General features: G+C 58.7%; 21 protein-coding genes. 6 read left to right on the top strand and 15 right to left on the bottom strand.

Features of this window, described 5'->3' with window-relative positions; translation table 11 throughout:
• Positions 1–251: 251 nt before the first annotated feature.
• Genes CA948_RS10450 through CA948_RS10440 form a run of 3 tightly spaced genes read left to right on the top strand, consistent with a single transcriptional unit; the run spans position 252 to position 4,815 of the window.
• Positions 252–1,430 carry an efflux RND transporter periplasmic adaptor subunit gene (locus CA948_RS10450; RefSeq protein WP_108727966.1) on the top strand — a complete coding sequence of 393 codons (1,179 nt, stop codon included), beginning with the start codon at positions 252–254 and terminating at the stop codon, positions 1,428–1,430.
• Complete coding sequence (locus CA948_RS10445; protein ID WP_108727965.1) at positions 1,424–3,382, top strand: ABC transporter permease; 1,959 nt, start codon at positions 1,424–1,426, stop codon at positions 3,380–3,382. Before CA948_RS10450 ends, CA948_RS10445 begins: the two co-directional genes overlap by 7 nt.
• Before the next feature lie 2 nt (positions 3,383–3,384).
• The gene (locus CA948_RS10440; protein WP_238988584.1) at positions 3,385–4,815 is read left to right on the top strand and encodes an efflux transporter outer membrane subunit; all 1,431 of its coding nucleotides are present in this window, start codon (positions 3,385–3,387) and stop codon (positions 4,813–4,815) included.
• Here the strand turns inward: CA948_RS10440 and CA948_RS10435 are convergent.
• The 6 genes from CA948_RS10435 to CA948_RS10410 all read right to left on the bottom strand — a co-directional run bounded on the left by CA948_RS10435 (position 4,768) and on the right by CA948_RS10410 (position 12,549).
• Positions 4,768–5,532: a glucosamine-6-phosphate deaminase gene (locus CA948_RS10435; protein ID WP_108727963.1), complete on the bottom strand. Its 765-nt coding sequence runs from the start codon at positions 5,530–5,532 to the stop codon at positions 4,768–4,770. The two genes, CA948_RS10440 and CA948_RS10435, sit on opposite strands and share 48 nt — an antisense overlap.
• A gap of 131 nt (positions 5,533–5,663) precedes the next feature.
• Positions 5,664–7,508: an ABC transporter ATP-binding protein gene (locus CA948_RS10430; protein WP_094195879.1), complete on the bottom strand. Its 1,845-nt coding sequence runs from the start codon at positions 7,506–7,508 to the stop codon at positions 5,664–5,666.
• Positions 7,509–7,916: 408 nt separating this feature from the next.
• The gene (locus CA948_RS10425; protein ID WP_108727962.1) at positions 7,917–9,524 is read right to left on the bottom strand and encodes a gamma-glutamyltransferase family protein; all 1,608 of its coding nucleotides are present in this window, start codon (positions 9,522–9,524) and stop codon (positions 7,917–7,919) included.
• Complete coding sequence (locus CA948_RS10420) at positions 9,521–10,552, bottom strand: Bug family tripartite tricarboxylate transporter substrate binding protein (RefSeq protein ID WP_108727961.1); 1,032 nt, start codon at positions 10,550–10,552, stop codon at positions 9,521–9,523. The genes CA948_RS10425 and CA948_RS10420 overlap by 4 nt, the downstream gene beginning before the upstream one ends.
• A gap of 75 nt (positions 10,553–10,627) precedes the next feature.
• On the bottom strand, positions 10,628–11,554 hold the full coding sequence (locus tag CA948_RS10415) for a LysR substrate-binding domain-containing protein (RefSeq protein WP_094195882.1): 927 nt from the start codon (positions 11,552–11,554) through the stop codon (positions 10,628–10,630).
• Positions 11,551–12,549, bottom strand: coding sequence for an LLM class flavin-dependent oxidoreductase (locus CA948_RS10410; RefSeq protein ID WP_108727960.1), 999 nt, complete (start codon positions 12,547–12,549; stop codon positions 11,551–11,553). Before CA948_RS10410 ends, CA948_RS10415 begins: the two co-directional genes overlap by 4 nt.
• Before the next feature lie 88 nt (positions 12,550–12,637).
• Between CA948_RS10410 and CA948_RS10405 the strand changes: the two genes are divergently transcribed.
• The 3 genes from CA948_RS10405 to CA948_RS10395 all read left to right on the top strand — a co-directional run bounded on the left by CA948_RS10405 (position 12,638) and on the right by CA948_RS10395 (position 15,729).
• On the top strand, positions 12,638–13,249 hold the full coding sequence (locus tag CA948_RS10405; protein WP_108727959.1) for a class I SAM-dependent methyltransferase: 612 nt from the start codon (positions 12,638–12,640) through the stop codon (positions 13,247–13,249).
• A 526-nt stretch (positions 13,250–13,775) separates the two neighbouring features.
• Positions 13,776–14,588 carry a mechanosensitive ion channel family protein gene (locus CA948_RS10400; protein ID WP_162496942.1) on the top strand — a complete coding sequence of 271 codons (813 nt, stop codon included), beginning with the start codon at positions 13,776–13,778 and terminating at the stop codon, positions 14,586–14,588.
• Between the two features lie 148 nt (positions 14,589–14,736).
• The gene (locus CA948_RS10395; protein WP_338021504.1) at positions 14,737–15,729 is read left to right on the top strand and encodes a LysR substrate-binding domain-containing protein; all 993 of its coding nucleotides are present in this window, start codon (positions 14,737–14,739) and stop codon (positions 15,727–15,729) included.
• 183 nt (positions 15,730–15,912) lie between these two features.
• On the opposite strand, the gene CA948_RS10390 is transcribed toward CA948_RS10395, so the two are convergent.
• The 9 genes from CA948_RS10390 to CA948_RS10350 are packed head-to-tail and all read right to left on the bottom strand — an operon-like array spanning position 15,913 to position 24,934.
• A complete protein-coding gene (locus CA948_RS10390; RefSeq protein ID WP_108727956.1) occupies positions 15,913–16,842 on the bottom strand; it encodes an acyltransferase domain-containing protein in 930 nt (309 codons plus the stop codon).
• 2 nt (positions 16,843–16,844) lie between these two features.
• Complete coding sequence (locus CA948_RS10385; protein ID WP_203226719.1) at positions 16,845–17,807, bottom strand: triphosphoribosyl-dephospho-CoA synthase; 963 nt, start codon at positions 17,805–17,807, stop codon at positions 16,845–16,847.
• Positions 17,797–18,501 carry a malonate decarboxylase holo-[acyl-carrier-protein] synthase gene (mdcG, locus tag CA948_RS10380; RefSeq protein ID WP_108727955.1) on the bottom strand — a complete coding sequence of 235 codons (705 nt, stop codon included), beginning with the start codon at positions 18,499–18,501 and terminating at the stop codon, positions 17,797–17,799. The genes CA948_RS10385 and mdcG overlap by 11 nt, the downstream gene beginning before the upstream one ends.
• A complete protein-coding gene (mdcE, locus tag CA948_RS10375) occupies positions 18,501–19,214 on the bottom strand; it encodes a biotin-independent malonate decarboxylase subunit gamma (protein ID WP_094195890.1) in 714 nt (237 codons plus the stop codon). The genes mdcG and mdcE overlap by 1 nt, the downstream gene beginning before the upstream one ends.
• On the bottom strand, positions 19,211–20,113 hold the full coding sequence (locus CA948_RS10370) for a biotin-independent malonate decarboxylase subunit beta (RefSeq protein WP_108727954.1): 903 nt from the start codon (positions 20,111–20,113) through the stop codon (positions 19,211–19,213). Before CA948_RS10370 ends, mdcE begins: the two co-directional genes overlap by 4 nt.
• Positions 20,110–20,460, bottom strand: coding sequence for a malonate decarboxylase acyl carrier protein (gene mdcC / locus CA948_RS10365; protein ID WP_094195892.1), 351 nt, complete (start codon positions 20,458–20,460; stop codon positions 20,110–20,112). The genes CA948_RS10370 and mdcC overlap by 4 nt, the downstream gene beginning before the upstream one ends.
• Positions 20,461–20,494: 34 nt before the next feature.
• Complete coding sequence (gene mdcA, locus CA948_RS10360) at positions 20,495–22,177, bottom strand: malonate decarboxylase subunit alpha (protein ID WP_108727953.1); 1,683 nt, start codon at positions 22,175–22,177, stop codon at positions 20,495–20,497.
• A 57-nt stretch (positions 22,178–22,234) separates the two neighbouring features.
• Positions 22,235–23,515, bottom strand: a complete 1,281-nt coding sequence (locus tag CA948_RS10355) for an amidase (protein ID WP_108727952.1) — start codon at positions 23,513–23,515, stop codon at positions 22,235–22,237.
• 9 nt (positions 23,516–23,524) lie between these two features.
• Positions 23,525–24,934, bottom strand: a complete 1,410-nt coding sequence (locus CA948_RS10350) for a short-chain fatty acid transporter (protein WP_108727951.1) — start codon at positions 24,932–24,934, stop codon at positions 23,525–23,527.
• Positions 24,935–25,083: the final 149 nt, after the last annotated feature.

Below are 25,083 nucleotides of genomic sequence, written 5' to 3'. Positions count from 1 at the left end.
AAGCCTGCCGCGATAATTTTTACAAAATAAATGTCCGGAAAATGGGCTCTCAAACGTCTTTATAGAGAAGGCCTGAAAAAGGATCTCTTTCCTTGCCCCCCTGTTGCGCCGTTTTGCCAGGACTCTAGGCCCGTTGTTAAGCAGCGTTGAGCCAGTGTTGGGGTGAGCAAGCCCCTTTCTTTTTGACCACTATTATTTTTTGATCACCTGCCCGCCATGAGCCGGGCGGGTGTAGATCCACGGGATTATGTATGAAGTCCAAAGCAGTGAAGCGTCGCTGGGCGTTCGCCCTGGTGGCGGTGCTGGTATTGGGGGCGCTGGCCGCACAGGCCGGGCGCTCGTCAGAGCAATTTGAAACGGTAGCCGTAGAGCAAGGCGATATACGCGCGACCGTTGCGGCGGTGGGAACCTTGAAGCCCAGTCGCTATGTGGACGTCGGGGCACAGGTGTCGGGGCAGATTACGGCGTTGCCGGTTGCGCCGGGCGATCAGCTTGAGCAGGGCCAGTTGCTGGTGGAAATTGACCCCAGTGTGCAACAGGCCTCGGTCGATGCAGGCCGCGCGTCGTTGGCGGCGTATCGCGCTCAGTTGGCCGAGCAGCAGGCGCAGCTTGTACTGGCGCGCCAGCAGTTGACTCGTCAGCGTCAATTGGAACGCCAGCAGGCCAGCCGTCAGGAGGATATACAAATTGCCCAGGCAAATCTGGCGACGGCTCAGGCTCGTGTTGCCCATGTGCAAGCGCAGATGGAGCAGACTCAGGCCACGCTGAAAGCGGACGAGGCCCGATTGGGCTACACGCGCATTTACGCACCCATGAGTGGCACCGTTATTGGTGTACAGGCGCGTGAAGGGCAAACACTGAATGCCACTTATCAAACCCCCACTATTTTGCGTATTGCCGATTTGGGCACCATGACGGTGTGGACCAGCGTGTCCGAGGCGGATATCCGCCGTATCAAACCGGGTATGGCCGTGACCTTTACAACCTTGGGTGAGCAGGGCGAGACACAGGCGCGTCAATGGCAGGCTACGGTGCGGCAGGTCCTGCCGGCGCCCGAGGGCAGCGCGCAGGAAGAAACCGCCGCAGCCGCCCCGAGCGCCACCAAGGCCATCATGTATACGGTGCTGTTTGATGTGGACAATAAAGACGGCGCGTTGATGCCGCAGATGACCGCGCAGGTGCTGTTTGAAATTGATCGTGCCGATCAGGCTTTGCTGGTGCCCTTGGCGGCCTTGCGCCCTGACCCGCAGCGCGGTCCCGATGCCTTCAAGGTGCCTGTGCTGGAGCAAGGCAAGCTGCAGGAAAAACCGGTCAGCCTGGGGGTGCGCAATCGCCATCAGGTGCAAGTTGTGGAGGGGCTGGCTAACGAAGAGCAGGTTGTTCTGGCGGTAGTCACACCTGAGCGTGGCTGGCGGTGGTTGCAATGGTAGGGGCTGCACCGTCTTTGATTGAGCTGCGCGACATCTGCCGTATCTATGGTGGCCCGCCCAGCACCACACCGGCTGTGCAGGTTTTGTTCGATGTCAGCCTGAGCATTGAGCCGGGCGAGTTTGTGGCGATTGTGGGGGCGTCGGGATCGGGCAAGTCGACTTTGATGAACCTGCTCGGTTGTCTGGACAAACCCAGCAGCGGCACTTATCTGTTCCAAGGCCAGGATGTTGCACAGTTAAGCGCGGATGAGCTGGCTGCCTTGCGTCGGGAGACCTTTGGTTTTGTGTTTCAGGGCTATCACCTGATACCTACCGAAACGGCCAGTGAAAACGTGCAGATGCCCGCTATTTATGCGGGCCTGGACGAGGACACGCGTGCTGCACGTGCCGCAGAATTACTCAGCAGTCTGGGACTGGCGGATAAGCTGGACAATCGCCCAAATCAGTTGTCTGGCGGTCAGCAGCAGCGCGTGTCCATTGCCCGTGCCTTGATGAACGGTGGTCGAGTCATTCTGGCCGACGAGCCCACGGGTGCGCTGGACTCACGTAGCGGTGCGGAAGTCATGGCTTTGTTGCGCGAGCTGTCGGATTCCGGGCACACGATCATTCTGATTACGCACGATCATCAAGTGGCTGCGATGGCGGACCGGGTGATCGAGATTCGTGATGGCTGCATCTTGTCCGATAGCCGCCCCGATGCGGCCCAGGAAACAAGGGCCAAGCCGCCTTTGACGGAGTCGGTGCATCGCCGCTCGCCCTGGCTCTCGGAAATCAAGGATGCGGCACGTAGTGCCTTGCGCAGCATGCTGATCAACCGGCATCGCACCGCCTTGACCTTGCTGGGGGTGATTATTGGTGTGGCCTCGGTCATTGTCATGCTGGCCGTGGGCGAGGGCGCGCGTCAGCGGGTGATGGATCAGATGGGCACGATGGGCACCACCATCATGTACTTGAGCAGTTCCTCGCCTCCCAATGGTTTGCCCAAAGGACAACTGACCGAGGACGACTTGGAGGCGGTCGGTGAACTGCCCCTGATACGGCGTGTGATGCCGGTGATCGGTGATCCCATTACGGTGCGCAGGGGCCGTGTGGACCGGCAGGTGTATGTGTTTGCCGCCAATGAAACCATGCCGGATATTCACCGCTGGCAGTTGGCACAAGGCCGTTACTACACCGATGCCGAGGACCGGGATCTGGCCCCTCTGGTTGTGCTGGGACATCGTGCCGCCAAGCATTTCTTCCCCGATAGGGATGTGCCTTTGGGGCAGCAGCTCCTGATCGGTAATTCGCCTTTTGAGGTGATCGGGGTGATGCAGGAGCGCGGTGCCGACTCAGGCGCACAGGATTATGACGATATGGTGTTTGTGCCTTACCACGCGGCGCGTGCTCGTGTGTATCAGGCTCAGACGCAACCCGATTATGTGGTGATTGATGCGCGGGACAGCGCGACCGTTCTGGAAGCGGAGCAGGACATGCGCCAGTTGCTGACACAACGTCACGGTGGGCGCGAGGACTTTTCAATCGGCAATGCGGCGGCTCGCTTGCAGGCCGAGGCGTCCACGCGTCAGGCCATGAGCATGATGCTGGGCCTGATTGCCGCCGTGTCTTTGGTGGTGGGCGGTATTGGCGTCATGAACGTGATGTTGATGACAGTGCGTGAGCGCACGCGGGAAATTGGCATACGTATGGCCACGGGGGCGCGACAAAGCGACATCATGCGCCAGTTTCTGACCGAGGCGGTGTTGTTGACGATCACAGGTGGCTGCCTGGGTGTGCTGGTGGGGGCTGTGGTAGGTATTGGTTTGATTTTTGGAGGGGTGGATGTGGTGTTTTCCTTGCGGGCTGCTTTGGGTGCCTTTGGCTGCGCCGTGGTGACGGGCATGGTTTTTGGCTATATGCCCGCACGGACGGCGGCCGCACTGGACCCCGTTCAGGCTTTGGCGGGGGAGTAAGCATGGCTCAGTACCGATGGATAGCAGGGGCCATGAGCACGCTGGTGCTGCAAGCGTGCAGTTCCTTGTCCTCTGATCTGGACAAGACAGCACCGACGCTGCCCCAGGCTTATCAGCAACAAGGCAAGGTGGCTTCTGAGCCGGTTCTGACCCAGGTGGAGCCGCAGTGGTGGCGCGCCTATAACAGTCCCGCTTTGAACAGTCTGATGCAGGAAGCCTTGAAGGATGTGGCGGTGCTACGTCAGGCTCAGGCCCGGATCTTGCAGGCGCAGGCCCAGGCACGCATTGCCGGAGCCAGTTTGCTGCCGGAATTGCAGGGCAATCTGTCTGTGCAAAGAGATGCGCCGTTTTCTTCCTCGCATGGAGACTCTCGCTCGCAATATGTGGCCGGTGTATTCATGAGCTACGAGCTGGATGTGTGGGGGCGCCATCGTGCTCAGGCCGACAGCGCCGTGTTCCTGGCTCAGGCGGCGAATTACGAGCTGGACGTGCTGCGTGTCAGTGTGCAGGCGCAGGTGGTGCATTTAAGCTTGCAGGCTCTGGGTGATAAACAGCGGGTCGCCATTGCCCGTCAAAACCTGGCCGTTGCACAACGCTTGTTGAGTTTGCTGGAGGCCCGCTTGCGGGCGGGGGCGGCTTCGCCTTTGGAGCTGGCACAGCAACGTCAATTGCTGGCTTCGCAACAGCGCAAACTGTTTGTGCTTGAAGAGCAGGCCATGCGCACGCGGGTGGAGTTGGCGACCTTGTTGGGCCGTACTGAAATCATGCCTGAACCGCAAGAAGATATTGCCAGTTTGCAGGTGCCGGAGCTGGAGGCAGGCTTGCCTTCACAACTGCTTTCGCAACGTCCTGACATTGCGCGCATCGAGGCCCAATTGTCAGCGGCGCATGCCGATGTGCGGGTGGCGCGCGCTGCCCTGTATCCCAGCCTGACTCTGGGGGCGCGGGCAGGGGCATCGGGCAATCATTGGGAAGAAAGCTTGCGCCATCCGGTCTACAGCCTGATCAGTGGACTGGTGGCTCCTATCTTCAATGCGGGTCGTCTGGAGGCGGGCAAGGATTTGAGCGACGCCCGTTTGCAGGAGTGGCTGGTGCAGTATCGTCAGACCATTGTGCAGGCCTATATGGATGTGGAAGGTGTGCTGGCGCAACTGCATAGCCTGGATGCTCAGGCGCAGATCATGGAACTGGAGTGGGAGCAAGCCAGGCTAGCGTTTCAACTGGCCGAAGCACGTTATCGCTCCGGCTCGGAAACCTTGCTGTCTTTATTGGATGCGCAGCGTACCTTGTACGCCGCTCAGGATGTGCGCGTCAGCTTGATGCAGTCGCGTTTGCAGTCCCGCGCGGCGCTGTTCAGAGCGCTGGGCGGGGGCTGGCAAGCCGGTTCAGGCGGCCTGGCTGATCAGGGGACGGTGGCACAGGCTGGGGTCTAGCAGGCTGGCAGCGGCCTCGTCCAGCAGGATGTGGGTGTTGGCGTGCTGCTTCAAGGCAGTGAACGGCAGCTCGGGCGTGATACCGCCTTCCTGATAATTGAGCATGGTGCGAGCCTTGTGCTCGCCGGTGACCACCAGGGCAATTTCACGGGCGCTCAGAATATCGGCAATCCCCATGGTGATGGCCGATGCTGGCACTTCGTCCATGGAGTCAAAAAAGCGGCTGTTGTCGATACGGGTGCGCTCGGACAGGGCCACCACATGCGTGCGGCTGTCAAAAGGGGTACCCGGTTCGTTAAAGCCAATGTGGCCGTTGGTGCCCACGCCCAGCAGTTGCAAGGCGACACCACCGCTGGCAGCAATCGCCGCAGAGTAGTCCTGGCAGTGCTGTTCCAGTTCTTTGGTCAGGCCATTGGGCAGGTGTAGGCGCGCGGCATCAAAAGGCAATTGGCTGAACAGGTGCTGGTGCATGTAGTAGGCGTAGCTTTGCTCGTGCTCAGCAGATAAACCGACATACTCGTCCAGATTGAAGCTATTGATCTTGGACACATCCAGCGCATTGTCACGCGCGTCCTGCACGAAACGGGCGTAAATGGGTTCCATGGTCCCCCCGGTTGCCAGACCCAGCGTCGCTTGTGGATCCTGACGAATAATGTCCTGAAGACGGGCGCTCAGGTGTGTCGCAATGGCGGCGGAATCGGGGAAGACTAAAAACATGATTTTTTTCTTCGTATGGCTCAATAAGTTGAAAAAAAACTTCGCCGCAAGCACGGCGAAGTTTGATCTTTCGAGATTCTAATGGGACAAAAGCGTAACGTCAGTATTTTTTGCAAGCAAGTGACACCGGCTTAGACATCTTGTTTGCCGGTCTCTCCCAGGAATCCGCCGCTTTGACGAGCCCATAAACGGGCATACAACCCGCCTTTTTCCAGCAATTGCTGGTGGCTGCCTTGCTCGATGATGCGGCCCTGATCCAGCACAATCAAGCGGTCCAGTGCCGCAATGGTGGACAGGCGGTGGGCAATGGCGATCACTGTCTTGCCTTGCATCAGGGTGTTCAGGCTTTCCTGAATGGCGGCTTCCACTTCGGAGTCCAGTGCGCTGGTGGCTTCATCCAGTAACAGGATGGGGGCATCTTTCAGCATGACGCGGGCAATGGCCACACGCTGACGCTGGCCGCCGGACAGTTTCACACCACGTTCGCCCACATGCGCGTCCAGACCTTCACGGCCCTGGCGGTCGTGCAGTTGCGGGATGAAGTCGGCAGCGGCGGCACGCTCTACCGCCATATGCAGCAACTCGTCGTTGGCATCGGGGCGGCCATACAGAATGTTATCGCGCATGGAACGGTGCAGCAGGGAGGTATCCTGCGTCACCATGCCAATGGCAGCACGCAAACTGTCTTGCGTGACATGGGCAATGTCCTGGCCATCAATGCGGATGGTGCCGCTATCGACATCATGGAAACGCAGCAGCAGATTGACCAGCGTGGATTTGCCCGCGCCTGAACGGCCAATCAGGCCAACACGTTCGCCCGGTTTGATGACCAGATTGAGTTTGTCGATAACCTGACGGCTTTTATCGCGGTAGGCAAAGCTGACGTCCTGAAACTCGATACGGCCTTGCTCGATTTGCAGGGGCTTGGCATCGGGTGCATCCACCACGGTGGGTTTTTGCGTCAAGGTGTTGATGCCGTCCTGAATCGTACCCACGTTCTCGAACAGGTTGGTCAGCTCCCACATCAGCCAATGGGAATGGCCCGACAGCCGTAATGCCATGGCAATGACGGCCGCCACGACACCGGCAGTGGATTGATCAATCGACCACAAATACAAGGCCAGGCCCGCCGAGCTGATCAGCAAGACTGTGGCCAGGACGTGGTTGGTCACTTCAAACAGGCTGATCAGGCGCATCTGGGCATGGCCCGTTTCCTGGAAGCGGCGCATGGCGTTTTTGGCGTGATCTGCTTCACGACGCGTGTGGGCAAACAGCTTGACGGTATTGATATTGGTGTAGGCGTCGGTAATGCGGCCCGTCATCAAGGCGCGGGCATCGGCCTGCTCCGCCCCGACTTTGCCCAGACGGGGCACAAAGTAGACGCAGGCTAATGCGTAGCCCAGCAGCCAGAACAGAAAGGGCAGAATCAGCAAACGGTCAAAGCTGCCGGCCAGGATCAGAATACCGATCAGGTAGGCGCTCATGCCCACAACCACTTCCACAGCCATGAACAGGGTCTCGCGTACCGCCAGAGCGGTTTGCATGATTTTGGTGGTGATACGACCGGCAAACTCGTCGGCGTAAAAAGACATGCTCTGGTTCAGCATCAGTTTGTGAAACAGCCAGCGCAGACGCATGGGAAAGTTGATGGCCAGCACCTGGTGCATGACCAGCGTATGCAGGCTGATCAGGGCCACGCTGCTCAGTAAAACAGCGGCAATCGTCAACAGGGTGCCACCTTGCTGGCTCCAGAACTGGGCAGGTTCAATCGAGGGCAGCCAGTCCACGATATAGCTGAGCAGGGCAAACAGCATGGCTTCGTAGGCTGACAGGCCAATCGAGGTCACGGTCATCAAGCCAATCCAGCCACGCGAATTTTTCGTACAGGCCCAAATGAAGGGGAAAAAACCTGTTGGGGGAGGGGCGACGTGTTGTTCGGGGTAGGGGTTTAATCGACGTTCAAAAAATGACAGCACCGAATGGGCTCCAGCGGACGGCCTCAAGGATGACAGGGCCGTTTAGACAAATAGAAAACCGCTCCCGGGGGATGAAGCGGCCATTTTTGATGGTACAGCAGTCATTCTGCCTGGCTGAAGAAAACCTGATAAAAACACAGTCTTTGTGTCGTGGAAGTGTCAGATATTGACCACGGTGTACGTTTGGGCAGCGAGCAGGGCAGATGCCACGCAATCTTCTTTGTCAGAGCACGGGCTGCGTAGTGTCCGGCGCCTAGCGTTCGGGGAGGCTGAAAGGATGGGTACGCCAACGCCGCTGCTCGGACGAACTGTTTATCGAACAAGTCAGGGCGACTAAGAGGCATTTGGGCCCGGATCACGAAATCCAGGCCCGAAGCAGAGGCAATCATCTCTGGAAGGCAAGCAGGCTTAGTAAGCCACCACCTGCCCGTCTTTACGTGGGTCGGAGCCACCCACGTAATGATTGCCCTGGCGCAGAATCAGTTGTGCCCCGCCAAAAGCGAACACACCGCTGCCGGGTTCAACGACGACTTCATGACCACGCTCGCGCAGGGCCTGCACCAGAGCGGGGTCAAAGCTAGGTTCTACCGCCACGCCACGGCCACCTGTTACACGCCAGCGTGGCGCATCGGCAGCAGCTTGCGGGTTCTGGCCGTACAGCAGAACACGCAGCGCCATTTGCATATGGCCTTGAGACTGGAAGGGGCCACCCATCACACCAAACGACATTTGCGGCGTGCCATCGGCATTCATGGCAAAGGCAGGAATGATGGTGTGAGAGGGGCGCTTGCCACCGGCCACTTCATTCACATGGCCGGGACGCAGGGTAAAACCATGGCCACGGTTCTGCATGCTGATGCCGGTGCCGGGGACCACCACCCCGGAACCAAAACCCATATAGTTGGACTGGATCAAGGACACCATCATGCCGCTGGAATCGGCCGCGGTGACATAGACCGTGCCCGAAGGACCGGGCAGGCCGTGCTTGGGGTCGCCAGCCTTGTCCCTTTGAATCAGGGCAGCGCGCTCGCGCAGATAAGCCGGGTCCAGCAGATGCTCGGGTTGATGAATCATGTGCTCCAGATCGGCGTGGTGCTCGTACAGATCGGCAAAAGCCAGCTTCATGGCTTCAATGCTCAGGTGTACCGTGTCGATATGATCGAGCGGTTGCTGACCGACGCCGGCCTGCTCCATGATGCCCAGTGCCATCAAGGCCGCCAGACCCTGACCATTGGGGGGGATTTCATGAATGACCGATTGGGCAAAAGGATGGCTGATGGTGCCACACCAGTTGGCACGATGTTCGGCCAGATCCTGCTCGTCCATGGCACCGCCATGCAGGCGGGAGAAGGCAGCAATGCGTTGGGCCAGTTCACCCGTATAGAAGTCCTGACCCTGGGTGGCGGCAATGCGTTCCAGTGTGTTGGCCTGGTCTTGATTCTGGTACCACTGGCCCGCCACAGGCGCTTTGCCATCGCGTAAAAAAGCGTTGGCAAAACCGGGCTGATCGCCCAGGCGCTGACGGCCCAGTTCCCACAAGCGTGCAATAACCGGCGAGACCGGAAAACCTTCTCGGGCGTAATGAATGGCGGGGGCGGCGACTTGTTCCAGACTCAGACGGCCCAGCTTGCTGGACAGCTCGGCCCAGGCAGAGACGGCACCGGGAACAGACACGCTTTCCCAGCCCTTGTCGGGGACAGTCGCGTGGCCTTTGAATCGATCCGGCGACCAGCCACGAGGCGAGCGCCCGGAAGCGTTCAAGCCATGTAATTCTTTGCCATCCCAAACGATGGCAAAGGCATCACTGCCTATGCCACAACCCGTGGGTTCAACGACCGTCAAGGCAATGGCAGCAGCCAACGCTGCGTCAACTGCATTGCCACCGGCTTGCAGCATGCGCAAGCCCGCTTGTGCGGCTAAAGGGTGGGAGGTGCTGACCATGTTTTGGCCAAGTACCGCAGAACGGGCGGACGGGTAGGGGTTGTTCCAGTCCATACAGGTGTCAGTCTTGTTCATTGAATCTGTATTCCAGTCAGTTGGATCAGGCCTTGCCAACGTGCGCTGTCCTCGCGAACCAAAGAGACAAACGCTTCCTGGCTGGTGCTGCGGGGCAGGTCCACGCCCAATGCTTGCAGGCGTGAGCGTACGTTGGGGTCCTGAGTGGCATGGGTGAAAGCCTCATAAGCTTTATCACGGATCTCATCGGGCAGGCCTGCGGGTGCGTACAGACCAAACCAAGTCACTGATTCATAGCCGGGCAGGCCGGACTCTTGAAAAGTGGGTAAATCGGGGGCCAGCGGCGAGCGTTGTGGGCCGGTCACCGCCAGGGCGCGCAATTGACCGCTGTTTACATACGGCATTCCGGTGGGGATGGCGTCCAGTAAAACATGGATCGAGCCGCCCAGCATATCGTTAATGGCCTGACCGGTCCCCCGGTAAGGAACGTGCGACATGACGATATCGGCCTGATTCAAAAAGGCCTCGGTGCCCAGGTGCACGATGGTGCCATTGCCACTGCTGGCGTAGTTCAACTCATCGGGATGGGCGCGGGTGTACTCAATCAGTTCCGGCAGGGTTTGTACGGGGACGGACGGGTTCACCAGCAAGACACTGGCGGCATCACCCAAGTGGGCGATGGGGGTGAAGTCTTTGTCTGCATCGTAGGGTAAAGACTTGTACAGATGTGGCGCAATTGCGTGGGTACTGCTGGTGGTGAACAGGAGGGTGTAGCCATCGGGTTTGCTGCGGGCCACTTCGGCTGAACCAATGGTGCCGCCTGCGCCCGTGCGGTTGTCCACGATGATGTTGGTGTGCATCGCTTTGGCAGCGCTTTCGGCAATCAACCGGCTGATGACGTCAGTGGCACCACCAGTGGGAAAGGGGACGACCAAGCGAATGGGACGATCAGGCCAATCGCTGGCATGGGCCGCCGGAATGCTGCTGACGGCCAGAATGGCACCCAACAGGGTTTGGGCAAGACGTCGCCAGGGGCGGCGGATCGAAGGGGGGGGTGCGGTGCTTGCAGTGTTGCTGGGTGTTGTCATGGCTCTCTCCTCAATCAAGAGATGATAGAAAAGGCGATGATGCCGAACCAGCAACAAATAAGCAGGTCAGCGTTGCTATTTTGGCAAAGCCTGCGGGTCGACTTCAAGCTGCGGCAGCAACTCGTCCAGAAAGCGGCGAACAATAGAGGGCAAGCGGCGGCCAGCCAGGGCCTGTACTTCGATTTGGCGGTTCAGTAAGCCGCGTTCATGGATGAAACTGGCTTGCAGCAAACCTTGCTCAATCAGGTGACGGGCTGACAGCAGGGCCGACACGGTTACGCCTGCGCCGGACAAGGCAAATTGATGCAGGGATTGCATGTGATTGCTGCTGAATACCGGGTCCAGGCTCAGATTTTGGGCGCTGCAGGCCACGTCCATCATTTGCCGCACCGTGGTGTCCGGACCGGGCAAGGCCAGGGGGTGGGCCAAGAGGCTTTTCAGGCTGATGCGTTCGGTGCGGGTGACGGGGTGGCCGGGAACGGCCAGGGCCATGACGGGCGCATCGCGGCGGAACAAGGTCTTGATGTCTTTTTCAGCCGTCTGGGTGAATTTGATGCCGATATCTATCTGGCCGCTTAACAGCAGCATGCTGATCCGCTGTGGTGGCAGCACGTCCAGCAAAAAGCGTATGCCTGGGTGTTTTTCACGAAACTGCGCGATGCACTGGGGCAGCAGTTGGGCGGCTAAACCTTCCGAGGAGGCAATGCGGATCAGGCCGGTTTGCAGCCCTTGCAAAGCGGCAATATCGTGCAAGGTGCGCTCGGCATCCATGGCGCTGCGGCGGGCATGGGCCAGCAGCAATTCGCCCGCCGCGGTCAGGTTCATGCCACGGGCATGGCGCTCGAATAAGGCCATGCCCAGGTTTTCTTCCAGCCCGCTGATCTGGCGGCTGATGGCCGAGGTAGCCACATGCAGATTGCTGGCCGCCTGCGAGATAGAGCCACAACGCGCGACTTCCTGGAAGTAGCGCAGTGCGGTTTCTTGAAGGTGGCGTGGGTTCATATCAGACTGCCGCGCAACTGGGCGGCAATCTCGTAGGAGCGCAAGCGCTTGTTGTGATCAAAAATATTGGCGTTCAGCATCAGTTCGTTGGCGCCCGTTAGCTGAATGAACCCTTTCATCTGTTCAAGCACTTGCTCCGGATTGCCAATGGCTGTACAGCTGAGCAGGGAGTCCAGCAGGTGCTGGGCCGGTGGGCTGCATTGCTCGTAATAATCGCGCACGGGTGGGGGCAGTTGGCCGGGGCGACCGCTGCGCAGGTTCACAAAAGACTGTTGCCAGGAGGAGGCCAGTAGCTTGGCCTCGTCTTGCGTATCGGCGGCAAAGACGTTGTAGCCCAGCATGACGTACGGTTTTTCCAGATGCACGGAGGGCTGGAACTGACGGCGGTAAACCTCAATAGCATCCATCAACTGAGCAGGCGCAAAATGCGAAGCAAAGGCATAGGGCAAGCCTAGCGCGGCAGCCAGTTGAGCACCAAAGAGGCTGGAGCCCAGAATCCAGACCGGTACATTCAGACCACGACCGGGCACGGCCATGATGCGGTTGCGCGGTTCGTCGGACATATAGTCCATCAGCTCCAGTACATCGCGTGGAAACTGGTCCGGGTCGCTGTTCAGATTGCGGCGCAAGGCGCGGGCGGTTTCGGGGTCGGAGCCAGGGGCACGGCCCAGGCCCAAATCGATACGGCCAGGGTACAGAGAGGCCAGTGTTCCAAACTGCTCGGCAATCACCAGAGGAGAGTGGTTAGGCAACATGATGCCACCTGCGCCCACACGAATGCGGCTGGTTTGACCGGCAATGTGCCCGATCAGGACCGAAGTGGCTGCACTGGCAATACCGGGCATGCCGTGGTGTTCGGCCAGCCAGTAACGGTGGTAGCCCCATTGCTCGGCATGACGGGCAATATCCGCCGAACAGCGAAAAGACTGGGCCGGGGTGGAGCCCTGCACAATAGGGGATAGGTCTAGGACGGAGAGCGGATAGCTTGGCTTCATGGCATCGGATTCAAATTGGACTCGGGATATAGTCGATCCATCGTTAGGCAGCGTCAAGTAAACCCATAGCTTAGGCAAGGATGTTCAGATGAAAGAAACCAGTCGTCGCACCGTCAATCATTACCAGGATCATGCGCAGGCCTATCGGGACGGCACGTGGGACCATGACGTCAGTCAGAATCGCGACGCCTTGCTGGCGGCGATCGGTTTGCCGGGGCCTGTGGATATTCTGGATCTGGGCTGTGGGCCGGGGCGGGATCTGGTCGCGTTTCAGGCCATGGGCCATCGCCCTGTTGGTCTGGATGGTTGTGCCGCCTTTGTGGAAATGGCTCGTCAGCAAACTGGCCTGACTGTTTTGCATCAGGATTTCCTGGATTTGAACTTGCCTGCTGCTGCGTTTGATGGCGTGTTTGCTAACGCCGTGTTATTCCACATACCCAGTGCGGAGCTGTCCGCCGTGCTGACGGCCTTGCGGCACAGCCTGCGACCAGGCGGGGTGCTGTTTTCCTCCAATCCGCGCGGTCAGGGACAGGAAGGTTGGAATGGTCAGCGCTACGGTTGTTACTACAGTTGGGAGCAGTGGTCAGAGCGTCTGGAGCAAGCGGGCTTTGAATATATCAAGCACTTTTATCGCCCTACAGACAGGCCAGCGCAAGAGCAACATTGGTTGGCATCCTTGTGGCGCGTACCGGCCCGATGATGAGCGAATTGGTGAATCCCTGACCTGGCTACTTAGGGGATTGTTTTATAAGCCTATTTTTTGCTAATACAGGGGTTTTCCCTATTATTATGCACATCTTTTGTGGATAAGCCGGTTTTCAACAAACCGGTGCTTGCCCAAGGAAAAAAATGGTAAAGAATTGTCGATTCTCTGATCGCTTTGTGTAAGCGATTGATTATATTGAAATAAGTTCATTGATTCACGGTTTATCCTGTGACTTGTCCACATTTTATGGGGATAAGCGGGGCGCTGTTTCCGGATTTGGTTGATTTCTGTTCGCCGTTTTTAAGCCGCTGATACTACTGAAAGTTTTCCTGATTTGCCCAGTTTTTCCTATGAGCTATCCACAGTTTTCGGGGATAAGCTGGAAAGCTTAGTCCACTTGGGTTCATGTCCCCCCCAAGGCTATGATGCGCACTAGCAATGTTTACCCTTAGCGGCCAGTCCCTTCGGTGCTTTGCCTTTTAATTGAGGAGATTGAAACGTGGAAAAATTGCAAACCTGGATGACAGAGTTTCCCGCCGTTGTCGCGATTGCGCTTAATGTCGTGATCGCTTTGTTGATTCTGATCATTGGCTGGTGGCTGTCTGCCGTTGCCGGTCGTGCCATCAAGCGGATGGCAGCCCGCTCTCCCCGAGTGGACCCCACGATTGTGCCTATGGCCCAGTCTGTGACGGTTTGGACAATTCGTGTCTTTGTGCTGATCGCCGTACTGGCGCGGTTTGGCGTACAGACCGCCAGCATTATTGCGGTGTTGGGTGCTGCTGGTTTGGCCGTTGGTCTGGCCTTGCAGAACACACTGCAAAATATTGCCGCCGGCATCATGTTGCTGATGCTGCGTCCTTTGCGTGCCGGCGAGTTTGTGTCGGTAGTCGGTAAAGGCGACGGTACCGTGCAGGAAGTGGGGTTGTTCCTGACCCGTTTTGAACAAGTGGATGGCATTCAATTCACATTGCCTAACAGCCTGATCTGGGGTAACCCCATCATCAACTACAGCCGCAATGCGACGCGTCGTTTGGACTTTGGTGTGGGCGTGCGTTATGGCGATGATCTGGATCTGGCTATCAAGCTGTTGCAGGACTTGTTGAATGAACATCCGCAGGTGCTCAAGGACCCGGCCCCGGTGGTGATGGTCATGGAGTACAAGGACAGCGTGATTACGGTAAACCTGCGTGCCTGGATCAGTTCTGCTGATTTCTGGGATGCCCGTTTTGATCTGTTCCGCCGTGCGGTTCAGGTATTGAATCAGGCTGGTTTGCAGACTCCGGTTCCTGTGCGAGAAATCGTGCAATCGGGTGCGGAGAAAAAGGCCGCGTGATCCTGTTGGCTTCGGGCTTGGATGTCAGGTCTGCAAGCACATCATTCGGGCTTTTGACTCAGCTAAGTCTGAGATAAAGAAAAAATGTCCCAAGCCGTGTTGTTAGCGGCTTGGGGCATTTTTTTTGGGGTTAGCCTGAATTGGATTGATGTCAGGCTTGCTCCATACTGGTGGCCTTAGCGCTGTTTTTCTTCCCACCCCCACGATGTTTCTGATCGACGAAAAAATCACGGTACGACGCTTGGAAGTGTTGCTGGCTTTTCTGGAAGCTGGCACCATTGCCCGTGCCGCAGAACAGTTGGGCACCAGTGCGGTCAGTGTGCATCGGGCATTAAAGAGTCTGGAAGAAGGTTTGCGCTGCCCCTTGTTCTTGCAGGAAGGGCGCCACCTGGTGCCACAAGAGTCGGCACGTGAGCTGGCCGAGGCCGCCAAGGAAACCATCCGTACCTTACAGCATGGTATTGATGCTGCCCGTGAAGCCGGGGGCTATTCGTCGGATCAACTGCGCATTGGCTCCATGTATTCGCTAACAATACGTTTGGTGCCACGCCTTTTGGTAGAGCTTAAGGTCCACAAGCCTGCCATGCAGATTGATCTGGTGTTGGATTCCAACGAGAAACTGCTGCAAAAGCTGCGGGGCGGTCATATTGATGCCGCCTTGATCGAGTTGCCTCAAAAGCAGCCTGATGACCTGGAAATGCTGCCTGTTTTTCATGATGAGCTGATGTTTGCCGCCCCTGTGGATTGGCAAGGTTCGGACTTGTCCGTGGTGAATCTGGAGCGTTGCTCCCAGGAGCGCTTTGTGTCGCTGACCGACGATTTTGCGACTGGCCGGGACATGCAGCGCATGTTGGCCAAAGCCGGGTTCGATGCCGATATTGTGATGCGCACCGGAGACATCTTTTCTTTGATGAGCCTGGTCAGCGGCGGGGTGGGGTGTTCCCTTTTGCCAGCCCGTGCCAAAGAGGTTTTCTCTGACAAGATTCAGTGGTTCAGTCTGGAGCCGCCGTATCGACATTTACAGCGCATCGGTCTGGTGTGTATGAAGTCGCGCGAGCGTAGCCCGAATGTGTTGAGCTTGTTACGGGCCTGCCGGATCGTACGCACGCAGCTGGAAAAAGAAGGGCAGAAGTCTGCCTGATGTGGATCTGAAAACGGCGCCAGGTCCTTCTTTTGTTCTCTTTCTCTTGTGCATGGCTTCACAGGGCCGCTATTGAGCGCTGCTGGCATCCTCTGTCGGTTTGGTGCTGGCCGATTACGGCGGCCCAAGTGTTGAATCCTGATCAGGGACGGTGCATGTCCAGCGCACGATGTCGCGCTGCATTTATCCCGCCCAGCGTGACAGCCAGCGTTGCAAACCCTCCAGGGTTTGGAACTCGTCTACACAGCGTGCGGGAATATCGGGATAGCGTTGATTCCACATGCTCGCCAGGCTACGGCCAGGACCAATTTCCAGTACCACATTAGGCTGTCGTTCTTCAATCTGCTCCATGCAGGAATCCCATTGCACAGTTTGCATTATTTGCGCCGATAAGGCCTGGGCAGCGGTAGCGGCATTATGCACCCACACTCCGGCATTGGTGGGCCACGGCACGTTCGGGGCAGCCAGTGCGCTTTGATTCAGTTGCTCCTGAAAGGCGTGAGCCGCGCTGCTCATCCAATGGGTATGGGACGCAATATTCACGGACAAGGGTGTGCAACGAGCCCCTTGTTCTTGAGCAAACTTTTCCAGGGCACAGAGCTTGTCACGCGGGCCCGCACACACCGCACTATCGGGGCCATTGCGTATGGCCAAGGCGGCGCCCTGTGCTTGGCACCATTGTTCAATCGTCCGAATTGAAACACCGCTTATCGCCAGCATGCTGCTGTCTTGCCCGGCTCCGGCCTGGTCCATCAAGGCGGCTCTTTGTCCGGCTAGGGTGACGGTATCGCTGACAGATAAAACCCCGGCGACACAAGCGGCTGCCAGCTCGCCAATGCTGTAGCCCGCCACGGCGGCCAAAGATTGACTGGAGGATTGCAGGGCAGGGATTTGCCCCTGCAATTCCTGCCAGGCGGCCAGTGCGCAAGCGGTCAGCACAACTTGGGCATGGGCATTGGTGCTGGCCCAATTGGCGTCGAGCATGGCAGCGCGCCAATCGGGGACGTGCAATTGCTCCTGCATTTGCAGTAACAAAGGATTTGTTGGATTTATCCAGGGCAGCATGTCTGCGTATTGCATGCCTTGCCCGGAAAACAGCAGGGCGATTTTCATGCTCAGGCTCCAGTAGGGCGGCGCTGGCTGGCCCCGCCGGGTGCATACGCTTGCAATCGGTCCAGCCAGCAGCAGGCCGACAAGGTGTCGGCTGCACCTCCGGGGGACAGGCGGCGTTTCATGAAGGCTTGATGCAAGTCTTGGGCGCGTTGCATTGCGTCGGGGGTGAACGCACTGCCCGCCTGTAAGTATTGCGCGGCGCAGCGGCGCGCGTAGTGTAGTCCCTCCAGTCCGCCACGATGGGCCAGATTACTATCGTCAAGGACCGCCATAACAGAAAAGAAGGTATGCAAACCGACGGTCTGCAACTGCCGTTCTGCTACTGGTGTGCTGTGCGGAGACAAAATGTTGACAGCAGCTTGCCAGGCGGGCCAGGCCGTTTCAAACAAGGTGGGAAAGCCTTGGGCGGCTTCCTGGTTCGCGCCTTGCAAGCCATAGCGGCGTACCGCCCGTCCGCCCGGCAGTGCGGACGACGCTTGCTGGCTGCGGGCCTGTAAAGCCGCCCCCCATAATGTTTGAAGTTGGTCCCGAATCGTGGCGGGAGTCAGGGTGCGAAAAGGAAGGCAGGCGCCTGCGGCTGCGCACAACAGGCCCAGCATGAAAATGGCGCCACGGTGGGTATTGATGCCCCCCGTGGCGGCCTGCATGCGAGCCTCCGCTGCAATCCCGCGAGTTTGCAGCTGGCTGAATGGAACACGCTGTTGGCCCAGGGCCGCCATGTCAGAAAAATAATGGCGCAGAGCAAACAGACTGCGATAAAAGGTGCTGGCATCCATATCGTCATGGCTGCCGCTGTCGATCAGGGAAACCAGCCCCGGTTTGGGGGCCAGAATCAGCTCGTCATACAGCGCCAGAACGGCTGCCCGGCCTATGGCCGTGCAACTCCAGGAACGAGATGGATCCATGGAGTCGGGGGCAGTGGGTAACTGCGCCAATGCCCTTGTTTCAATTGCATCAAGCAGCATGAGAGGACTCCAGGCTAGGGGCGTGCTCGGGCCAGTCCGAGTGCGCCTGAATACGTAAACCATGCGTGTGTTTGATCATGACTTTGCGGCTGGCACCGCTGCGCCATTGCTGCCATTCACGCCAGGCAATGGCGGCGTCATCCGGAAACAGCAGCTCGCCATCCAGACGGGGGAAACCGGGCCATTCGTTGGCCGCACGTAATAGCTGCACCAGACGATCGGCCTGCGTGGCGCACTGCACGGGCAGCAGCAAATCCAGATCCGAGCCTTCACGTACATAGCCTTGTCCGGTGATCAGTTCCCAGCCATAACTTCCATAAATTTGAGCGGTGCAGCCGTGTGCCTGCATCTGTTGGCATAAGCTCAGCCAGTCTTGTGCCGAGGAAACCGGCAGCAAGGTTTGGGCTTCATGGGCGGGGGGGAAACTGCCCCAGCTCACGCTCCGAGCCTGGGGAACGATCAGGGACAGCCTTTGCCGTCCCCAAGCGGTCGGCAAAGGAATGCCCACTTGCAGTTGCCCGCTACGCAGCTCGCCCGGCTGACGGCTGACGACCAGCGGCCAGCCTCGGGCCTGCCATCTGCACAGGCATTGATAGGTGTGGCTGCTCGGCTCCAGATCAGCCAGCTCCTGATCCCAGGCAGTGCTGTCCAGCGTGATCAGGTGGTGACGGCGAGCGGGCAGTTGGGCGGTCATCAGGATGCCTGCAAGACCTGTTCAATGATCTGCGCAGCCAGACGGCGGCCACCACGTTCGGCACCCTCGCTGGCGCGGCGATCCTGATTATTGGACTGGGCCAGTGCCGCACGTAATGAAGCGCGCAGTTGCTCTGGCGAACTGCTCTCCCAGACAGACTCAATACCTCCCATGGCCACGTAGTTGCCGACGCCAGGCGCAAAGACCGGATTGGATTGCGCCAGCTCTTCCAACATGGCTTCGGGCAGTTTGGTGACGCGGGCCATGGCAGGGATGCGCATGACGCGGATCTCGGCTTCAGGCACGGCATAGCAGGCATCGGCAATCAGGCCGGAGGTGATGAAACCACCGGACAGAGCCTGGTCATATACCAGCCCAATGACTTTGTGGCCTTTGCGTCGGGCCAGATCCAGGCACATGCCCAAGTGAGCCATAGCGCGGTTGATGCCCAGCAGCTCATCGCGGCGGCGCAGTTGCTGGCCTTGGGTATCGACCAACAGCAGCAGGCTGCGGCCTGGATGGTTCTTGATGATGTCCAGCACGGCCTGTGCCTGGGTCAGGGCCAGAGCCACGCCGATGGGGGCGTGTTCGGTAGTCCCGATAACGGCCAGGGTCTGGCCATCAAACTCGGCATTGCCTTGCAAGAACAAACTCTGTTCGGTGATGCTGTGCTGCGTATCGAACAGCGATTGCACCAGTGTTTCCCATTTCATGACAGCGCCTCCTGGCGGCGTAATGCTTTGACGGCGGCCGCGTCCATCTGCCCGACGTGATCGCTTTGTTCCAGCCCCAGCGCTTGCCACAAGGTCTGGGCCTGATTGTCAGTGTGATCCCATTGCTCTACGGGCAGCAGGGCCGCGCGTTGTGCCAGCAACTGATGTTCCTGTTCCAGCTCTTCCAGGGTCACCGGGCCACGCGCCGGATTCTTCAAGCCTTGCACGGCAGCGGCGCGGAAAGCGGCTACCGTGTCAGGCACAAGGTCGTCACAATCGCCAGTCAGCCAGCGGTGTTTCCCGCCACTGGTTTGCCAGACCAAAGCGCGGTCTTTGGAGTCGTATTCTTCGACTCCGTGCGAGGCTTCAATCACTTCCGGGCCGGACATGGCCAGACGGCCTACGTCACTCATGATCAGGTGGTTGGTGCAGCGGGCCACAATGCCCATGCCACCAAAGCAACCGTTTTGCCCACCCACCAAGGCAATCACCGGCACACCGGCATTGCGCGTATCCAGCAAAGCGCGCATCACTTCGGAGACAGCAATCAAACCGGCATTGGCTTCGTGCAAGCGCACACCACCGGACTCCAGCAGCAGCACCACAGCAGCAGGGCGGTCGATCATGGCTCGGCGCAGCAGGCCAACCAGCTTGGCACCGTGGACTTCACCCACACCGCCGCCCATGAATTCGCCTTCTTGCGCCGCCACATACACGGTCTGCCCACCCAGCAAAGCATGGCCGATGGCCACGCCATCATCAAAGGAAGAGGGCACACCCAACTGCGCCAAGTGAGGGCTGCTCAAGCGCTGGGCAGGAGGCAGCCATTCGTGAAAGCTGTTCGCGTCAAACAGAGCCTGGACGCGCTGGCGGGCAGAACATTCCAGATAACTGCTCATGACGGTGTTCCTTGTGCTTGGCTGCGTGCCAGGGCTTCGCTGGCGGCCTGGTCCAGACGCAGGCTGACCACGGCCGGGGTCGCCCCCATATCGTTGATGTCAAAGTGAATACCGGCCAGCGGATGGCGCTGGTGAAAGTCCCGTACCACCGCATCCCAGATCGTGGAGAAGCCGCGTGCCGAGGTGTGAATATGGATGGTGCAGTCGGGGCTGTCCTTGGGCTCGGCCAGCACTTCCAGATTGCCCGAGCCTACGACGCCCACCAGCACCGGCTGGAAGGTGGCGATGGGCTCTTGTCCTTTGAAACGGTAGGCCAGGGTTTCCAGGCCATGAGGAAGGTTTGTCATCGTGATCTCCTAATGCAAATAGCGTGGCGGGCCATTACCAGTTACGAAAGCGTGCCGGCGGTTGATATAGCCCGCCGGAGGCCTGAACCAGATCCCGCATGCTGCGTGCGGCCAACAGATTGCGTGTGGCCTGGCGTGGGTCTATGCCCAGATCCTGGGGGCGACGGATGATGCCGCGATCGCGCAGGTTCTCCACCATGCGGGCATCGCGTCCCAGACCTACTTGTGTGTAGCCCGCAACGCCGCGTATGGCCTGTTCGCGTTCTTCGTCGGTACGGCACAGCAAGAGATTGGCGATGCCTTCTTCCGTCAGGATATGGGTGACATCGTCGCCGTACACCATGATGGGAGGCAGATCCATGCCGGTTTGCTCTTGCAGGGTCCAGGCGTCCAGAGTGTCTACAAAAGCGGGGGTCATGTGTTCGCGGAAGGTCTCCACAATTTGCACCACCAGCTTTTGACCACGCGGCGTACCGGCTGCACCCTGACGACCTTCGCGGGCTTGTTGACCGGCCTTCAACCAGGCGGGGCTGGTGTGGCGACGACCGCGTGCATCCGCGCCCATATTGGGTGCGCCACCAAAACCAGCAATACGGCCGAGCGTGGCGGTGGAGCTGTTGCCCTGCAGGTCGATCTGCAAGGTGGAGCCGATGAACAGGTCGCAGGCGTAGTGGCCGGCCGCCTGACAGAAAGCGCGGTTGCTGCGCATGCTGCCATCCGGGCCGGTGAAGAACACATCGGAGCGGGCACGCAGATAGTTTTCCATGCCCAGCTCGGAGCCGAAGGAGTGTACCGATTGCACCCAACCGGCTTCAATGGCCGGGATCAGGGCAGGGTGAGGATTCAAGGCCCAGTGCTGGCAAATTTTGCCTTTCAGGCCCAGCGACTCCCCGTAAGTGGGTAGCAGCAATTCAATGGCGGCGGTATCAAAACCGATGCCGTGGTTCAGGCGTTGCACGCCGTATCCCGCGTAGATGCCCTTGATGGCCATCATGGCCATCAAGACCTGGATTTCGCTGATCTGGGCGGGGTCGCGGGTAAACAGCGGTTCAATAAAGTGTGGGCGCGGAGCAGGCACCACGAAGTTCACCCAGTCGGCGGGAATATCCACGCGCGGCAGGCGGGTGGTCTTGCTGTCGACCAGCTCGTTGACCTGGGCGATGACAATGCCGCCGGAAAACGCGGTGGCCTCCACAATGGCCGGGGTGTCTTCGGTATTGGGGCCGGTGTACAGATTGCCGTGCTCATCGGCGGCTTGGGCCGCGATGAGCGCGACATTTGGGGTCAAATCGACAAAGTAACGGGCAAACAACTCCAGATAAGTATGAATGGCACCGATGTTCAGCCGCCCTGCCGAGGCCAGCCTGGCCAGGCGCGCACCTTGCGGGCCGGAAAAACTGAAGTCCAGGCGGCTGGCAATGCCTTTTTCAAACACATCCAGATGCTGGGGCAAAGCCAGCACGGATTGCACCATGTGCAGGTCGTGAATCTGCGCTGGGTCGACTCCTACCAGTGCGTCGGCCAGAAAATCGGCCTGCTTCTGGTTATTGCCTTCCAGGCAGACTCGATCTCCTACTTGTAATACGGCTTCCAGCAAGGCGCTGGCTTTATCCGTGCTGCATAGTTTGCCTTGCAAAGAGTCTCCCAGTGCGCGGCGGGCACGTTGCAGTCTTTGCTGGCGGGCTTGATTCTTAAGATTCCAGTTGCTGTCCGTCATTGGGTTTCCCTGTCATACCTCTGTCGATGTGATTCGTTAAACAAGCTGCCTGGCCCTTCAGGATCGTAGTTCAGGCAGCGCGATTGTTAAGGTGCCCAGACGATGGGCAATGCGGGTGGCCGCCTCGAGCAGTAGGTCGTCCTGCCCGGGGCGGGCGGCCACTTGCAGTCCTAACGGAAGCCCGTGGTTGCCAAAACCGAGTGGCAGGTTGATGCACGGAATGCCCAGCGCCGTCCAGGCACGGCACAGCACGGGATCGCCCGTGGTGTCGCGCGTAGGTGCCTCGCCCAGGGCAGCCGCGCTCAGGATCAGGTCCGCCTCGCCGAAGATCAGCTCGGGATGGCGCTTGACCTGATTGATCAGACCTTGGGCCTGGATCAGTTCGGCGGGCTGGGTCTGTGCGCACTTGTCCAGATAGGTTTGCAAGGCAGGCGAGAGCAGTTCCAGGTGCTGCTGGCGTTCATGGCTTAAATGGGCCAGTACCTCAGCCCCCATGACGGCTTGCTGCGCGTAGGTCAGTTCGCCAAACAGCTTGTCCTTGTCGCTAAGCTGAACCTCAAACTGGCCATCATCCGTTTTCAGATGGCCGACGCTTGCTTCCAGTCGATCACGCAGATCCTCTGCAATATCCTCCCACCAGGGTGTGTGCAAAAAGCTCAGGCGCAAAGGGGCTTGCAGCAGGACTTGCGATACTTCTGGCGTACTGCGCAGTGCGTTGAAAACACGGCGCACATCCTCCAGGCGCTGGCCCAAAATCCCCAGGGTATCCAAAGAGGGGCTGATGGTTTTCAGCCCGCTGCTGGGCAGGGCACCAAAGCTGGGCTTGAAGCCATAAATTCCGCAGAAGGTGGCAGGACGCACCACGGACCCCGCTGTCTGGGTGCCCAAGGCCACCGGAACCACATTGGCGGCCACGGCAGCGGCCGAGCCGGACGAGGAACCGCCCGGGGTATGCTCCAGATTCCAGGGGTTGCGTGTCTTGGGCGGGCTGAACAAGGCAAACTCCGTGGTGACGGTTTTGCCAAATGGCACGGCACCGGCCGCCATCAGGGCTTGCACAATGGCGGCATCCTGGGTGGGGCGGTTGTCGCGATAAATGGGTGACCCATAGGTGGCTGGAGCGTCCTTGGTATTGATCAAATCCTTGATGCCGATGACCAGCCCCTTCAAGGGGCCCGTGTTGCTCTCCTGTTCTTGGGCGATGCGCCGTACCTGCTCCTTGTCCAGATGGGCAAAGGCCTGAATCAGATCCTCGGTTTGCTCGTAGCGGGCAATCGCTGCTTCTGCCGCCTTCTGGCTGGATGTCATGTTTCGGGTAGCGAAATCATTCACAGACATGGCAAGTCCTTAGAGCGTGAAGGGGGCAATAAGAATGGCAATCGTCAACACGACGGTGCCAATCAGAAAGGCCACGACGGTAAAGCCCATGACTTGCCGTACATTCAAGCGTGCAATGGCCAGCACAGGCAGGAGCCAGAAAGGCTGGATCATATTGGCTACTGCTTCGCCAAAGGCCACTGCCATGGACATCAGGCCCAGATAGGCGGGGCTGTCCTGACCCATGGCCAAGGCCGATTGCACGGCGATGGGGCCTTGCACCCCCCAGTGTCCGCCACCGGAAGGAACAAACAGCGAGATGATGATGGAGGCGATAAAGGTCAGAAAGGGCAGGGTGTACTCATTGGCCCCGGTCACCAGCGCCGAGGACAGTATTTCCTCCAGAGCATGACCTCCTTGCATGGGGATATAGGCCAGCAAGCCCATGATGCCGCCGTACAGTGGGTATTGCAAAATCAGCGGGCCTGCTGTTTTGGCGGACTCGACAAAGGACTTGATAAAACGGATAGGGGTCCAGTGCAGCAGAGCACCGGTAACGGTGAACAGCATGATCATGGATGAGATGTTCAGCGCAAAACCGCTGCGCACGAAGTAGTACATACCCGCAGCAAAGAACAGTACGTTCAGAATCCATAGGTTTTCCAGTTTTTCGGCTGGAGTGTTGGGTTTGGTTTTGGGTAGATCCTTTTCAATATCTGCAAAGACAGCGGGGTCGGGAGGCAAGGCGTAGTCGGGCTCCATGCGCCAGATTGTCAGAAACAGCAAGATGATCAGGGCCACGACCGGGATCCAGCTATAGGGCTGGAAAATGGTCAGGCTAAAAGGCACCGTCATGCTGGTCAGTTGATGGATGACGTTGATGGGGCTGTTGGGGTCAGTATTGGCCAGGGCAATCGAGCTGGACAGACCTTGAGTCCAGAGCAGGTAGCCCATATAGCCCGAGGCAATCAGATAACCAAAGTGGACATGGGGCAGGCGGCGGGCAACCTGGCGTGCGACCAGGGCGCCAGCAACCAGCCCCAGGCCCCAGTTCAACAGGCAGAAGATTGAACCTACAGCAAAGCACAACAGGGCACCCTCAACTTGGGTTCGGGCACGGGATGCCAGCCAGATAATGGCGCGTTTTAGCGGTGGTGCTTCGGCCAGGGTGTAGCCTGTCACCAGAATCAGCACCATTTGCAGAGCAAAGGTAAAAATACTTTTAGGCCCCCATACCCCGCGATACCAGGCATCCACCATTCCTCCGGGGGTGGCACCATCAACAAACAGGGTAATCAGTCCTACAACCAGCAAGCTCAGGATGACGGCGAACAGATAGGGGTCCGGCATCCACTTTTCTACGTAACGCACGCAGATATTGGTAAAGCGGGTCAGCAAGTTTGGCCTGGGTTTGGCCGGGATGGCAGCAGTGGTGTTCATGATGAGCGTATCCTTTTTTTTGTCTCCCCGACCTGGCTAGCGGGTCGGCCTATGGTGTGTCCCTTAGGGGGCTTATCGTTGTGCCCACAAGATAGCGACAGGCCCGGCAGGGGATCAATAAAGCAAATGTCGGTTTATTTACGCGCGGC

Source organism: Alcaligenes aquatilis, assembly GCF_003076515.1.
GTDB lineage: Bacteria > Pseudomonadota > Gammaproteobacteria > Burkholderiales > Burkholderiaceae_B > Alcaligenes > Alcaligenes aquatilis.
Note: the sequence above shows the minus strand (reverse complement) of the source record. Positions and strands in the feature narration are given on the sequence as shown.

What these genes read in the sequence shown, in the direction of transcription:
- mdcC (WP_094195892.1), bottom strand. Translation starts at nt 20,460, where the DNA reads ATGACAAACCTTCCTCATGGCCTGGAAACCCTGGCCTACCGTTTCAAA.
- CA948_RS10435 (WP_108727963.1), bottom strand. Translation starts at nt 5,532, where the DNA reads ATGTTTTTAGTCTTCCCCGATTCCGCCGCCATTGCGACACACCTGAGC.
- CA948_RS10350 (WP_108727951.1), bottom strand. Translation starts at nt 24,934, where the DNA reads ATGAACACCACTGCTGCCATCCCGGCCAAACCCAGGCCAAACTTGCTG.
- mdcE (WP_094195890.1), bottom strand. Translation starts at nt 19,214, where the DNA reads ATGAAATGGGAAACACTGGTGCAATCGCTGTTCGATACGCAGCACAGC.
- CA948_RS10425 (WP_108727962.1), bottom strand. Translation starts at nt 9,524, where the DNA reads ATGAACAAGACTGACACCTGTATGGACTGGAACAACCCCTACCCGTCC.
- CA948_RS10395 (WP_338021504.1), top strand. Translation starts at nt 14,737, where the DNA reads ATGTCAGGCTTGCTCCATACTGGTGGCCTTAGCGCTGTTTTTCTTCCC.
- CA948_RS10385 (WP_203226719.1), bottom strand. Translation starts at nt 17,807, where the DNA reads ATGCTGCTTGATGCAATTGAAACAAGGGCATTGGCGCAGTTACCCACT.
- CA948_RS10390 (WP_108727956.1), bottom strand. Translation starts at nt 16,842, where the DNA reads ATGAAAATCGCCCTGCTGTTTTCCGGGCAAGGCATGCAATACGCAGAC.
- CA948_RS10370 (WP_108727954.1), bottom strand. Translation starts at nt 20,113, where the DNA reads ATGAGCAGTTATCTGGAATGTTCTGCCCGCCAGCGCGTCCAGGCTCTG.
- CA948_RS10415 (WP_094195882.1), bottom strand. Translation starts at nt 11,554, where the DNA reads ATGAACCCACGCCACCTTCAAGAAACCGCACTGCGCTACTTCCAGGAA.
- CA948_RS10450 (WP_108727966.1), top strand. Translation starts at nt 252, where the DNA reads ATGAAGTCCAAAGCAGTGAAGCGTCGCTGGGCGTTCGCCCTGGTGGCG.
- CA948_RS10400 (WP_162496942.1), top strand. Translation starts at nt 13,776, where the DNA reads ATGACAGAGTTTCCCGCCGTTGTCGCGATTGCGCTTAATGTCGTGATC.
- CA948_RS10440 (WP_238988584.1), top strand. Translation starts at nt 3,385, where the DNA reads ATGGCTCAGTACCGATGGATAGCAGGGGCCATGAGCACGCTGGTGCTG.
- CA948_RS10420 (WP_108727961.1), bottom strand. Translation starts at nt 10,552, where the DNA reads ATGACAACACCCAGCAACACTGCAAGCACCGCACCCCCCCCTTCGATC.
- mdcG (WP_108727955.1), bottom strand. Translation starts at nt 18,501, where the DNA reads ATGACCGCCCAACTGCCCGCTCGCCGTCACCACCTGATCACGCTGGAC.
- CA948_RS10405 (WP_108727959.1), top strand. Translation starts at nt 12,638, where the DNA reads ATGAAAGAAACCAGTCGTCGCACCGTCAATCATTACCAGGATCATGCG.
- mdcA (WP_108727953.1), bottom strand. Translation starts at nt 22,177, where the DNA reads ATGACGGACAGCAACTGGAATCTTAAGAATCAAGCCCGCCAGCAAAGA.
- CA948_RS10445 (WP_108727965.1), top strand. Translation starts at nt 1,424, where the DNA reads ATGGTAGGGGCTGCACCGTCTTTGATTGAGCTGCGCGACATCTGCCGT.
- CA948_RS10410 (WP_108727960.1), bottom strand. Translation starts at nt 12,549, where the DNA reads ATGAAGCCAAGCTATCCGCTCTCCGTCCTAGACCTATCCCCTATTGTG.
- CA948_RS10355 (WP_108727952.1), bottom strand. Translation starts at nt 23,515, where the DNA reads ATGTCTGTGAATGATTTCGCTACCCGAAACATGACATCCAGCCAGAAG.